This is a genomic window from Kitasatospora sp. NPDC001539 (assembly GCF_040298565.1).
In the GTDB taxonomy this organism is placed as follows: Bacteria; Actinomycetota; Actinomycetes; order Streptomycetales; family Streptomycetaceae; genus Kitasatospora.
Window position 1 is genome coordinate 16,605 of record NZ_JBEPAK010000068.1, and the last position, 13,339, is coordinate 29,943.

Genomic DNA, 13,339 nt, shown 5'->3' on the forward strand with positions numbered 1-13,339 from the left:
GCTACGCGGCTCCGGCCGGGTCGCCACCAGCAGTGGCAGGTTCGACACGGAAGGCTACTGCCGGTTTCGGTATGACGAACATTCCAATGGCATATTCACATCATTCACGGCGAGTTCTGGACAAGATGCGACACGGCATCAGCCCTGCCAAGACGGCAAAGCCGCTGGCTGCTCGGCCGAGGTGCGACGGCGTCGATGGACCACCTGGTACGGGACCTTGGCCGATACCGGGCTCCCCCGCAGGGTTTCGGGGCGGAAAGTGCGATAGGAGGGCCGCCCGGAGGCGCCGGACCGCCGCCGCTCCACGGGTCAGCGGTCGAATCGCGCCGGGCATGACGAAGGGGCCCGTTCCGCTGGACGGAACGAGCCCCTTCTGGTGGAGCGCCAGGCCCGGGTTGCACGGACTCTTCCTACTGAAAGTAGGACGTGCTCTGGTAGCACCGCTGACGCCTGCTCGAGAGTTCGCCTCTTCGGGAAGATCACTTCCTCTCGACGGGAAGAACAGTAGCAGCTCATCACGCCTGGTCAGAAATCGTCTCCCGGGGCGGAGCGGGGTGGCCGAGGACGGCAGGTTCAGACCTGACCGACGGCTTCGGCCAGCAGCCGGTAGGAGTCGAGCAGCGCGGTGCGGTCGTAGGTGCTCGTCACGACCAGGAACTCGTCCGCTCCGCTGCGGTCCACCAGATCGGCGAGCTCGGCGGCGGCCCGCTCGGGAGTGCCCGCGATGTGCCCCCGCAGCGACTGCTCGAACGCCGCGCGCTCCCGCGCGCTCATCGCCCGCGCCCGGATCTCGGCCGCCGGGGCCAGCGGTGGGAACTCCCCGTGGGTGCGGGAGTACGCGCCGGCCCAGGCCTCCGGCACGAGCAGTTCCCGTGCCCGTTCCTCGCTCTCGGCCACCGCGACCGTGCCCGAGACCACCACGTACGGCTCGGCGGCCTGGGCGGACGGGCGGAACCGGGCGCGGTACCGGTCGATCGCGGCGAGCATCCGGTCCTCCCCGCGCGCGGCCGCGATGACCAGCGGCAGCCCCGCCTCGGCGGCCAGGTCGGCGCCCGCGCCGGTGGCCAGCACGAAGGCCGGGACGTGAAGCCCCTCCGCCGGACGCGCGTGGACGTCGCGGTGCACCTGCTGCGAGCCGTCGAAGTAGCCGAGCAGCTCGGACAGCTGGGCCCCGAAGTCGTCCGCAGCATCCTTCTCCCGGCCGAGCGCCCGCCGGACACCGTCGGTGAAGCCCACCGACCGGCCGAGCCCCATGTCGATCCGCCCGGGGAACAGCGCCGCCAGCACCCCGAACTGCTCCGCCACGACCATCGGCTGGTGGTTGGGCAGCATCACGCCGCCGGTGCCGACCCGGATCCGGGTGGTCGCCGCGGCCACCGCTGCGACGAGCACCGTCGGTGCCGACCCGGCCACCCCGGGCACTCCATGGTGCTCGGAGACCCAGAACCGGTGGTACCCCAGCCGCTCGATCTCCCGGGCGAAGGCCACGGTGTCCCGCAGGGCCTGCGCCGGCTCCTCGCCCCGTCGGGTCCGGGAGCGGTCGAGCACGGAGAGCCTGATCGGGGGCGTAGCGCTGGTCACGCCCATGGACAACACGGGCCCGTCGCCCGGGCATTCCCCCACCCGGTCGCCGCCGCCGCGCGAGCCGCGGTGGCAGCCGGACCACCGCGGGCGGTCACCGGGCGTGCCCTCGGTTCAGGCGCCCGCCTCGGGTATTCGGCCCGGACGCCCGGCGACCGCCCCGCGGCGGCCCCACGGCTTGTACACCGACAGGATGACGTTGAACAGGTAGACCGCGAGAGCCACCGCCGGGACGATCACCGTGTTGTAGCGGACGAACCCCAGGTCCGCCGTCGTGACGGGACCGGTCGGATGCGCGTCCGCCACCCGCACCGCGTCGTGCAGCCGGGCGGTGAGCGCGAACACCGAGGCGGCCATCGCCGCGAGCGTCAGCCAGAACTTGGTGCCGACCCAGTAGTACCGGAACAGCCCCCAGGAGGTGCCGAGGCTCAGCGCCACTCCGCTCAGGAAGGTGAGCAGGCTCAGCGGCAGGACCAGCGTGTCGCCGAGTATGCCCATCGCCCGGTAGGCCGCTCTGAGCCGGTCGGCGTCACCGGTGGTCAGTGCGGTCACCGCCAGGGTGAGCAGGCGCAGCATCAGCGCCAGCCAGCTCACCGAGGCGACGACGTGCAGGACGACCAGCAGCTTGCGCGCCCCCGGCGACAGCCGCCGACGGAGGCGGCGACTGCCGGGGCGGCGGCTTTCGGGTTGGCGGCTTTCGGGTTGGCGACCGCCGGTGCGGCGGTCGGCGGAGCGGCGCCCGGCGTCGGGGGACGGCCGGGGCGCCGCGTCGGCTCCGGTGGGCGGGCTCACGGGTACCTCCTTCGAGTCCGGGTCACGAGGACGCGCCCAGACTCTCCCGCCCGGCCCTGATCCGGCATCTGACGAGGGAGGTAACCTCGCGTACTCCCTGATGAGTACGCGCCCGGCGTGTCGCCGCCAGAGGCCAACTCCACCGGGAGTAGCGGCAGTCCCCCCGTAGGCCGACCGCGCCCCGGTCGCGCCCCGGGCAGCACCCCGGCCGCGCTAGGGGCAGCGCGCCCCGACCGCACGCCGCCGGTCAGCCCGCCACCGGTCGGACCGCCGCCCGGCCCCGTCCGCTCAGTCCGTCACCGTGAACCCCCGTGCCGCGCCCAGTCGGTGGAGCGAGTCCCGGCCGGGGATCCCGTCCGCGGCCCCCGCCGCGTAGCCGCAGCGACGCTGCCAGCCCGCGTACGCGCTGACCGTGAGGCTGCCGAAGGAACCGTCCACCCAGCGCTGTTCGAGCAGTCCCTCGTCCGCCAGCGCCTGTTCGACGATCGCCACCTCCGACCCGTACGTCAGGTGGCCCTGCTCGGCCCCTGGGTCGCTGCGCGCCGCCGCCACGACGTGCGCCAGCGAGACCGTGCGCGGCCCCGGCAGGTAGCCGAGCAGCCGGCGCAGCGAGGTCTCGCCCGGCACGCCGTCCGCCGCCTGTCCGGTGTAGCCCAGGCTCCGCTGGTAGTCCGCGTAGTTCTCGGTGTCCGCGTCCGTCCAGTCCGGCCCGGGCCCGGACCGGTAGTGGGCGCCGAAGCCCCGGGCGACCAGCGCCCGCCCGACCGCGGTCACCTGGTAGCCGTGGGCGCCGTACCCGTACGCCAGGCCGTTGACGGTGGCCTGGTACCGGGCCGGGGTCGGGTCGCCCGGCGCCGGTTGCTGTTGGGACGGCGGCCCGGAGGGGGAGCCGGAGCGGCCGGTGAAGTCCGGCCAGGAACCCGGATCCGTGTGGTCGTTGTACGGCACGTGGGCGTGCGCGTACCAGCCGCCGCGGCTCTCCCACACCTGCTCGTCGCGGTGGGCGGAGAAGTCGGTCGGGCGGCCCATCGGCCACGCGTCGGGCACGCCCCAGGAGGAGATCCAGGCGTGGATCCGGTCCCAGCCCGCGCACGGGGTGTCGACCAGCTGGGCGTAGACCTTGCCCTGGTAGCGGCAGTACGGGAAGAACACCGCCTCGATCTGGATCACCACCTTCCCGGCCCGGTTGGTGCGGGTCGGGCTCTGGCTCGGGCTGAGCAGGCTCTTCGAACGGGAGTCGGCCGGGAACAGCTGCGTCGCACGGCCGCTGAACGGGTCCCAGACCAGGTGCGGGGCGTCGCCGGCGCCGCCGCCGGTGAAGTAGGAGACGAGGGACTCGTAGGTGCACCAGTCCTGCGGCGCCGAGGCGGTCGCGTTGCGGTCCCAGGTGATGTGGGCGATGGCCTTCGGCGGGTACTGCTGGTCGGTCGGCGCGTGGTCGCCGAGGTCGTGGACCTCGGCACCGGGCAGCCACAGCTCGGGCATGTGGACTCCTCCGAACGGCGTAATGACGGCTATCGGAGGTATCGGCACGTACACGTCCGGGATTGACCCCGACGGCGGGATGTGCGGTGCCGAACCACTGGGAGCCGCCCTGGCGTTCGGAATATTGACAGCTATTCGCCACCACGTGCGACCACCTCGTCCGGACGGCCGACCACCCCCTGCGCCGCCGCCGCAGCCGGCGCGTCCGCCCCGGCCCTCGCACCCGCCCCAGGCGTCCACGACCCTCGCGACCGCCACGGCCGCCCCCGGGAGAAGCCGCCCGGGCCGGCCGAGCACGTCAGGCCGGTTGCAGTTGCGTCTCCGTTCAGCACGCCGGGGTGCGGACCGCTCCGCGGGACGGGATCGTGGGGTCAACGACTCGTGCGGCGGGGGGAGTTGCCATGCGTGACGAACGGGAGCCGGTCACGGGCGCGGTGAGGGCACTGGTGCGGCTGGCCCGGGGAACGGCCGCGGGACCGGGGCAGGCGGTCGCCGAGGTGGTGCGGGCCAGACTGCGGCTGATGCCGCAGGGGCGCCGGGCCCTGGCGGCGGTCGAGGCGAGCCCGGGTGACCCGGCGGCGCGGGACGCCCTGACCGCCGCCGTCGAGGGACTGCTGGTCGCCGACCCTGCGTTCGCGCAGTACCTGGCCACCACCGACCTGGGAGGACCCGCCGATCCGAGAACCGTCCAGCTGCGGTCGGGGGCGAAGGGGGACGCCGCCACCGTCCAGCTCCGTTCCGGCCCCGCGAGCACCGGCGACCCGACCACCGCCGGCGACCCGACCACCGTCCAGCTCCGGGTCGATCCGGCCGCCGCCGGTGCCCCGGCCCTCGCCGCCCGCCGCGGCAACACCGCGATCGTCGTCGCCCTCGTGCTGGTCCTGATCACGGCGCTGGTCGCGCTGGGGATCAACCTCGGGTCGCGCCCGCTGCTCCACCCCAACGGGCCTGACTTCGCCCACGCCGCGGGAACGATCCGCGACCCCGCCCGGGTACGGGGCGTGCTGCCGGACGCGGCGGCGTTGCCGGTCGGCTGGCAGGTGCAGAGCGGTCCGCTGTCCGGGGCGGGTTCCGGGGACGGCGTGCCCTGCCTGCTCCCGGACGCCTGCGACCAGCAACTCGCCTACGCCACCGTGACGTTCCGTGCCGCGCCCGTTCAGTCCGCGCAGTCCGCACAGTCCGTGCAATTCACCGTGGTCACCTTCGCCTCCTCCGAGGCGGCGGGCCGGGCCTTCGGCACCCGGCTCGGCACCGACGGCGCTGACGCCGCGACCGTGCTCACCGTCCCGGTGATCGGCGATCAGAGCGCTGCCCGCGTCCACGGCACATCGGGGACGGAGGCGCTCGTCCGGGTCGGCCCGGCGCTGCTGCACGTGCGCGACGACGGCCCGGGAGCGGCCGCCGCGACGCCCGCCCTGGTGCTGCTCGCCCGCCTGCTCGCCGAGCGCACCCAGCAGGCCCAGGACGGCCGCACCCCGGACGCCGCCCTCCACGGCGACATCGCCTGAGAGTCGGCAGCGGCCCGACGCCCGGCAGGCCCATCGCCCAGCAACCCGACGCCCAGCAACGCGACGCCCAGCAACCCGACGCCCCCGCAGGCCAAGCGGCCCGCAGGGGCGTCGCGTTCCGTGCGCCGCCCGCCGCCCGCCGCCCGGACGTCCCGAAACCCCTCGGGCCGCGGCTCCGTCGGACCGTCACCCGCACCACCCCGCTGCCATCCCGCCACTGCAGCCCCCGGCGCCGTTACCCGCCGTCGCGCGGACGCCGCCCGGCCCCGTCACCCGGCCGTCGCCCGGCCTCGTCGCCCCGCCACCCCGTCGCCCCGTCGCCCCGTCGCCCCGTCGCCCGAATGCGTGTATCGCTCCCTTGACTGGCGTCACGAGGGCGCCATACTGGCTCTACTCCCGCCGCACGATGAGGTGCCCGCCCATGGAGCTCTCCCCCTCAGCACATGTGGACACGTTCTGCCGCGACCATCTCCCGCCCTTCGACCAGTGGCCCGAACTCGTCTTCAACCTCCCCGAGTTGGCGTATCCCGACCGCCTGAACTGCGCAGCCGCCCTGCTCGACGAAACGATCGCCCGGTACGGCCCCGACCGCCGCTGCCTGCTCACCCCCATCGACCAGTGGAGCTACGGCGAGGTGCGCGACCGCGCCGACCGCGTCGCCCGGCTGCTGACCGACGAGCTCGGCCTCGTCCCCGGCAACCGCGTCCTGCTGCGCGGCCCCAACACCCCCTGGCTCGCCGCCTGTTGGCTCGGCGTACTGAAAGCCGGCGGGGTGGTCGTGACCACCATGCCGCTGCTGCGCGCCGCCGAGCTCACCGAGCTGGTCCGGATCGCCCGGCCCTCCGCCGCCCTGTGCGACCACCGCTTCCTCACCGAGCTCCACCGGGCGGACGCCCCCGCCCTGCCGGTGCTCCCCTTCGGCGGCACCGGCCCCGAGGACCTCACCGCCCGCTGCGCCGCCCAGCCCCCCGGCTTCACCGCCGTACCGACCGCCGCCGACGATGTCGCGCTGATCGCCTTCACCTCGGGGACCACCGGCCGCCCGAAGGCCACCCTGCACTTCCACCGCGACGTGCTGGCCAACGCCGACACCTTCTCCCGCCACCTGCTCCGCCCCACCCCCGAGGACCTGTTCGCCGGGACCCCGCCCCTCGGCTTCACCTTCGGCCTCGGTGGCCTGCTGGTCTTCCCGCTCCGCGCCGGCGCCGCCAGCCTGCTGCTGGAACAGGCCACGCCCGAGCAGCTCGCCGAACAGGTGGCCCGCCACGGGGTGAGCGTGCTGTTCACGGCGCCGACCGCCTACCGGGCGATCCTGGCCGCCGGGTCGGCCGGCCTGCTGGCCGGCGTCCGCCGCTGCGTCTCGGCCGGCGAGCCGCTGCCCGCCACGGTGTGGGAGGCCTTCCACGCGGCCACCGGCCACCGGCTGATCGACGGCATCGGCGCCACCGAACTGCTGCACGTGTTCATCTCGGCCGCCGACCAGGACATCCGCCCCGGCTCCACCGGCCGTCCGGTCCCCGGCTACTGGGCGGCGATACTCGACGAGCAGGGCGAGCCGGTGCCGGACGGCCGGCCCGGACTGCTCGCGGTCAAGGGCCCGACCGGCTGCCGCTACCTGGACGACGAGCGTCAGCGCGGCTACGTCCGCAACGGCTGGAACCTCACCGGCGACACCTACGTCCGCGACGAGGACGGCTACTTCTGGTACCAGGCGCGCAACGACGACATGATCGTCTCGGCCGGCTACAACATCGCCGGGCCCGAGGTCGAGCAGGCGCTCGCCGGGCACACCTCGGTGGCCGACAGCGCCGTGGTCGCCGCTCCGGACGAGCGGCGCGGCACGGTGGTCAAGGCGTACGTGGTGCTGCGCGAGGGCGTGTCCGCCGGGCCGGAGACGGTCAAGGAGCTCCAGGAACACGTCAAGCGCACCATCGCGCCGTACAAGTACCCGCGCGCCGTCGAGTTCGTCACCGAACTGCCGCGCACCGCCACCGGCAAGCTGCTGCGCGCCGAACTCCGCAGGAGGGCCGCCCTGACCCCCGCCAGCGTCACCATAGAGCGCCGCGTCGAGTGGTCCGACACCGACGCCGCCGGGCACTACCACTTCTCCGCCGTCCAGCGCTGGGCCGAGGCGGCCGAGGCGGCCCTGTTGCGCCGCCTCGGGCTGGCCGACCTGTTCGGGCGGATCCCCCGGGTGCACTTCGAGGCGGACTACCGCGAGCGGCTCTGGTTCGGGGACGTCGTCCGCACCGACCTGCGGGTGGTCCGGGTCGGCGACTCCTCGCTGCACTACGCCTTCGAGGTGCACGGCCCGCACGGGCTGGCCGCCAGCGGCCGGATGTCGGTGGTGCACGCCGCCCCGCACACCAAGGGCGCCGAGCCCTGGCCCGCACCGGTGCGCCGGGCCCTGAGCGAGGCCGGACCGCAGCAGGCGGAGGTGTCGGCATGACGGCCGCGGTCCGCCGGATCGCGGTGATCGGAGCGGGCCCGGGCGGGCTCTACTTCGCCGCGCTGGCCAAGCAGTTGGCCCCGCACCGGGAGATCACCGTGTTCGAACGGGACGCCCGGGAGGACGAGTTCGGCTTCGGCGTGGTCTTCTCCGACGAGACGCTGGAGGGAATCGCCCAGGCCGATCCGCAGGTCTTCGCCGCGATCAGCGCCGAGTTCGCCCGCTGGAGCGACATCGACGTCCGCTACGCCGGCCAGGTCCGCACCAGCGGCGGCCACGGTTTCGCCGCCCTGGACCGCAACCGGCTGCGCGCCATCCTGCAACGGCGTTGCGCGGAGCTGGCGGTGGACGTGCGCTACCGCACGCCGGCCCCACCGGTCGAGCGACTCGCCGACGAGTACGACCTGGTGGTGGCCGCCGACGGCATCCGTTCGACCACCCGGGCGGCCTACCCGGAGGCCTTCCGCACCGAGCTCGACGAGCGGGACTGCCGCTACATCTGGCTCGCCACCGACCGGGTCTTCGAGGCGTTCACGTTCATCGTCGAGGAGTTCGACTTCGGTGTCCTCCAGGTGCACGCCTATCCGTACAGCGCGACCCGCTCCACCTTCATCGTCGAGGCCGCCGGGGAGGCCTGGCGCCGTGCGGGCTTCGAGGCCCTCGCCCAGCGGGGGTCGGCGCGCGGCGAGAGCGACACGGAGAGCGTCCGGCGCTGCGCGGAGCTGCTCGCCGGGCACCTGGACGGCCACCGGCTGATCCCCAACGCCTCGCGCTGGATCCGCTTCACCACCGTCCGCAACGCCAGGTGGCGCCACCGCAACGTGGTGCTGCTCGGCGACGCCGCCCACTCCGCGCACTTCTCGATCGGCTCGGGCACCAAACTCGCCCTGGAGGACGCCCTCGCCCTGGCCGCCGCCCTGAACGAACAGCCCACCCTGGACGCCGCACTGACCGCCTACGAGGCCGAGCGGCGGCCGGTGGTGGAGTCCACCCAGCGGGCGGCGCAGGCGAGCCTGGAGTGGTTCGAGACGATCGGCCGCCGCACCGGTCAGGCCATCGACCAGTTCGCCTTCAACCTGCTCACCCGCAGCCGCCGCGTCACCTACGGCAACCTGCGCGCCCGCGACCGCGCCTTCACGGACGCGGTGGACGCCGCCGTCGGCGGTTCGCCCGGGGTGCCGCCGATGTTCCGGCCGCTGAAGCTGTCCGCCCTGGAACTGCGCAACCGGGTCGTGGTGCCCCCGCTCGCCACCTTCACCTCCCCCGACGCGCTGCCCAGCGCCTTCGACCGGGCGCAGCTCACCGCGCACGCGCTCGGCGGTGCCGGGCTGGTGATCGCCGGGATGACGGCCGTCAGCGCCGAGGGCCGGACCACCGATCGCTGCCCCGGGCTGTGGAGCGACCACCAGGAGACGGCCTGGGCCGAACTCCGTTCCGCCGTACGGGCGGTGAGCGACGCCCCGGTCGGCATCCAGCTCACCCACGCCGGCCGCCGCGCCGCCACGACCGTCCCCGGGCCGGACGGCATCGGCCGTCCGCTCGCCGAGGGCTGGCCGCTGCTCGCCGCCTCGCCGCTGCCCTGGGACGCCCACAGCCGGACCCCGCACGAGGCCGGTGAGATCCACCTGGCCGCCGTCACCGCCGACTTCGCCGCCTCCGCCGAGCGCGCCGCGCGGGCCGGCTTCGACGTCCTCGAGCTGCAGTTCGGCCACGGACACCTGCTGTCCTCCTTCCTCTCCCCGCTCACCAACCACCGCACCGACCGCTACGGCGGCCCGCTCGCCCACCGGCTGCGGCTGCCGCTGGAGGTGCTGGCCGCCGTCCGCGCCGTCTGGCCCGCCGGCCGGCCCCTGCTGGTGCGGATCTCGGCCGCCGACTGGGCCCCCGGCGGCACCACCGAAGCCGACGTGGTGGCGATCTGCCGCGCGCTGGCCGACGCCGGGGCGGACGCCCTGGACGTCTCCACCGGCGAGGTCGTGTCGCACCAGCGGCCGCCGTACGGGCGCGGCTACCAGACGCCGTTCGCCGAGCTGGTCCGCGCCGCCACCGGCCTGCCCACCCTCGCGGTCGGCGCGATCTCCCACCACGACGACGCCAACTCCGTCCTGCTGGCCGGTCGCGCCGACCTGGTCGCGATCGGCCGCGCCCACCTCCACGACCCGTTCTGGACCCTGCACGCGGCCGCCGACCAGGGGTACAGCGGCCCGGGCGCCCGCTGGCCGGAGCCCTGGCTGGCGGGCAGCCGCAAACCCCCGGGCCCGGGCGCCGACCGGGTCGCCCCCCGGCTCCACCTGTTTCCCGAGCCCGCCCCGCCCGTCCACCGCCGCTGGCTGCCCCGGACCGAGGAGTGACCGTGCCGGACCTGCCCCGCTTCACCGCCGCCGCCGTGCAGGCCGCGCCCGTCTACCTGGACCCGGCCGCCACCGTGGACAAGGCCGTCGCGCTGATCCACGAGGCCGCCGGCCACGGCGCCGCCCTGGTGGTCTTCCCCGAGGTCTTCGTGCCCGGCTACCCCTACTGGAACTGGACGATGACCCCGGTGCAGGGCTCGCCCTGGTACGAGCGGCTGTACCGCGCCGCCGTGGACGTCCCCGGCCCGTACGTGGACACTCTGCGCGCCGCCGCCCGGCAGGCCGGGGTGGTCCTGGTGATCGGCGTCAACGAGCGCGGCCGGCACAGCCTCGGGGTGCTGTACAACACCCTGCTGATCATCGGCTCGGACGGCGAACTGCTCGGCGTCCACCGCAAGTTGGTGCCGACCTGGGCGGAGAAGCTGACCTGGACGCAGGGCGACGGCAGCTCGCTGCGGGTCCACCGCACGGCCGTCGGCCCGCTCGGCGCGCTGGCCTGCGGCGAGAACACCAACACCCTGGCCCGCTTCACCCTGCTGGCCCAGGGCGAACTGGTCCACGCCGCCAGCTACATCGCCCTGCCGGTGGCCCCCGAGGACTACGACATGGCCGAGGCGATCGCGCTGCGCGCCGCCGCCCACTGCTTCGAGGGCAAGCTGTTCACCGTGGTGTCCTGCTCCACCATCTCGCCCGAGATGGTGGACCTGATCGCCGGCGAGGACCAGCAGGTCCGCAAGCAGCTCGCCCGCCCGCGCAGCGCGCTGTCCGGCGTCTTCGGCCCGGACGGCCGGGCGGTCACCGAGCCCCTGGTGGACGAGGAGGGCATCGTCTACGCCGAGATCGACCTCGGCCGCTGCATCCAGCCCAAGCAGATGCACGACATCATCGGCCACTACAACCGCTTCGACGTCTTCCGGCTGCACGTGGACAACCGCCCGCTGCGGCCCCTGGTGCTCCCCGAGGAGGAGGCATGACCAGCGAGAACAGCCCCCGCGACGGCGTCCGCGGATCCGGAAGCCCCGGCGACGACGGCTACGACGGCTACGACGGCTACGACGACGACCGGATCGGCCGCGCGCGGGTCACCGACAGCCCCGAACTCCTCGCCTACTACGAGGAGTTGGCCAAACACGAGTCGGGCGCCCTGTGGACGGTCGCCAACGAGATCGAGCCCTGGTACCCCCAGCCCCGGTCCGTGCCGGTGCTCTGGCGCTACGCCGACCTGCGCCCGCTGGTCCGCAAGGCGCTCCCGCTGGTGAAGGCCGACGACGCCGGTCGCCGGGTGGTGATGCTGGTCAACCCGGGCCGTCGCGAACTCAGCGCCGCCGTCGGACTGCTGTACACCGGCCTGCAGATCATGGGCCCCGGGGAGGCGATGACCGCGCACCGCCACCAGGCCTCCGCGCTGCGCTTCGTCCACGAGGGCAGCGGCGCCTGGACCATCGTGGACGGGCAGCGGCTCAAGGTCGGCCCGCGCGACTTCGCGATCACCCCCAACAACACGTGGCACGAGCACGGCAACGAGGCCGACGACAACCCGGTCATCTGGCAGGACGGCCTGGACATCCCGCTGGTCAACACGCTCGACGCGAACTTCTACGAAGTCCACCCCGAACTCCACCAGCGCCCCGGCCCGGTGGTGAACTCCTCACTGCTCAGCTACGGCGGCAACCTGCTCCCGTACGGCGTCGAGAAGTGGACCCGGCCGTACTCGCCGCTGCTCGGCTGGCCCTGGGAGCCGAGCTACCACGCGCTGTGCCAACTCGCCCGCGCCGCCGAGGGCTCCCCCTACGACGGCGTGGTGATGGAGTACACCAACCCGGTCACCGGCGGCTCGGTCATGCCCACCATGGCGGCCCACCTGCAACTGCTGCGCCCCGGCCAGGCCACCCGCGCGCACCGGCACACCGGCTCGGTGGTCTACACGGCGGCCAAGGGCCGCGGCGTCTCCGTGATCGCCGGACAGCGATTCGCCTGGCAGCAGGGCGACATCTTCGTCGTCCCGTCCTGGGCCTGGCACGAACACGCGAATCTGGACCAGAGCGAGGACGCCTGCCTGTTCTCCTTCAACGACTTCCCGGTGATGCACTCGCTCGGCCTCCACCGCGAGGAGGCCTACCCGGACCACGACGGACACCAGCCCATCACCACCCCGTGACAGGAGAGCCGGAGCCATGCACCTGCTGACCTACTGCGCCGACGGCGACGACACCCCGCGCCTCGGCGCCCGGATCGGCACCGACCGGGTCGCCGACCTGACCGCCCTGGCCACCGCCGCCGGGGTCCGGCTCCCGGCCGACCTGCTCGCGCTGGTCCGGGCCGGGGAACCCGCCCTGGCCGCCGTCCGCGAACTGCTCGCCGGACCGCCGGACACCCGGCCGCTCGCCGAGGTCTCGCTGCGCGCACCGCTGCGCCCCGGGAAGATCGTCGGCGTCGGCCTCAACTACGTGGAGCACGTGGCCGAGTCGCACCGCAGCCTGGACACCGAACGCGAACTCCCGGACCGCCCGGTCCTGTTCGGCAAACCGGCCACCGCCGTGACCGGGCCCGGACAGCCGATCCTGCACAACGCGGACCTCACCAAGCAGCTCGACTGGGAGTGCGAACTCGCCGTGGTGATCGGCGCACCCGCCTTCCGGGTGGACGAACGGGACGCCCTGCGGCACGTGTTCGGCTACAGCATCGTCAACGATGTCAGCGCCCGCGACCAGCGCCGCTCCGGGCAGTGGTTCTTCTCCAAGGGCCAGGACAGCTACGCGCCCTTCGGCCCGGTCGTGGTCACCGCCGACGAGATCCCCGACCCCCAGCGGCTCGACCTCTCGCTGCGGGTCAACGGCGAGCTGCGCCAGGACTCCAACACCCGCTACATGCTGTTCGGCGTCGCCCGGCTGATCGCCGACATCTCCTCCGGGATGACCCTGGAGCCGGGGGACGTGATCGCCACCGGCTCCCCGTCGGGGGTCGGCGCCGGGATGGTCCCGCCGCAGTTCCTGCAGCCCGGGGACGTGGTCGAGGCCACCATCGAGCGGATCGGCACCCTCAGCAACCCCGTGGTCGACGCCCGCTGACCCGGCTCCCGGCGGGGGGGGGGGCGCCCGCCCCCCCCCCCCCCCCCCCCCCCCCGCCCCCCCCCCCCCCCCCCCCCCCGCGCCCCCCCCCCCCCCCCCCACACA

General features: G+C 74.3%; 8 protein-coding genes and 2 pseudogenes. 7 read left to right on the forward strand and 3 right to left on the reverse strand.

The window, feature by feature from the left end:
• Positions 1 to 573: 573 nt before the first annotated feature.
• The 3 genes from ABT247_RS13760 to ABT247_RS13770 all read right to left on the reverse strand — a co-directional run bounded on the left by ABT247_RS13760 (position 574) and on the right by ABT247_RS13770 (position 3,858).
• Positions 574 to 1,587, reverse strand: a complete 1,014-nt coding sequence (locus ABT247_RS13760) for an LLM class flavin-dependent oxidoreductase (protein ID WP_350742283.1) — start codon at positions 1,585 to 1,587, stop codon at positions 574 to 576.
• Positions 1,588 to 1,695: 108 nt separating this feature from the next.
• Positions 1,696 to 2,373, reverse strand: coding sequence for a DUF2269 domain-containing protein (locus tag ABT247_RS13765; RefSeq protein ID WP_350742285.1), 678 nt, complete (start codon positions 2,371 to 2,373; stop codon positions 1,696 to 1,698).
• A gap of 288 nt (positions 2,374 to 2,661) precedes the next feature.
• Positions 2,662 to 3,858, reverse strand: coding sequence for a peptidoglycan-binding protein (locus ABT247_RS13770; protein WP_350742287.1), 1,197 nt, complete (start codon positions 3,856 to 3,858; stop codon positions 2,662 to 2,664).
• Positions 3,859 to 4,259: 401 nt separating this feature from the next.
• On the opposite strand from ABT247_RS13770, the gene ABT247_RS13775 reads away from it, so the two are divergent.
• The 7 genes and pseudogenes from ABT247_RS13775 (at position 4,260) to ABT247_RS13805 (ending at position 13,234) form a co-directional block, all read left to right on the forward strand.
• Positions 4,260 to 5,366, forward strand: a complete 1,107-nt coding sequence (locus ABT247_RS13775; protein WP_350742289.1) for a hypothetical protein — start codon at positions 4,260 to 4,262, stop codon at positions 5,364 to 5,366.
• A gap of 421 nt (positions 5,367 to 5,787) precedes the next feature.
• Positions 5,788 to 7,398, forward strand: a pseudogene (locus ABT247_RS13780) (AMP-binding protein); the annotation flags it as partial.
• A 72-nt stretch (positions 7,399 to 7,470) separates the two neighbouring features.
• Positions 7,471 to 7,815, forward strand: a pseudogene (locus tag ABT247_RS13785) (acyl-CoA thioesterase); the annotation flags it as partial.
• Complete coding sequence (locus ABT247_RS13790; protein WP_350742291.1) at positions 7,812 to 10,166, forward strand: oxidoreductase; 2,355 nt, start codon at positions 7,812 to 7,814, stop codon at positions 10,164 to 10,166. The pseudogene ABT247_RS13785 and the gene ABT247_RS13790, both read left to right, overlap by 4 nt.
• Before the next feature lie 2 nt (positions 10,167 to 10,168).
• Entirely contained in the window at positions 10,169 to 11,140 is a 972-nt protein-coding gene (locus ABT247_RS13795; RefSeq protein ID WP_350742293.1) for a carbon-nitrogen hydrolase family protein, read from the forward strand.
• On the forward strand, positions 11,137 to 12,324 hold the full coding sequence (locus ABT247_RS13800; RefSeq protein ID WP_350742296.1) for a cupin domain-containing protein: 1,188 nt from the start codon (positions 11,137 to 11,139) through the stop codon (positions 12,322 to 12,324). The genes ABT247_RS13795 and ABT247_RS13800 overlap by 4 nt, the downstream gene beginning before the upstream one ends.
• Before the next feature lie 16 nt (positions 12,325 to 12,340).
• On the forward strand, positions 12,341 to 13,234 hold the full coding sequence (locus tag ABT247_RS13805) for a fumarylacetoacetate hydrolase family protein (protein WP_350742298.1): 894 nt from the start codon (positions 12,341 to 12,343) through the stop codon (positions 13,232 to 13,234).
• The last annotated feature ends 105 nt before the right edge of the window (positions 13,235 to 13,339 follow it).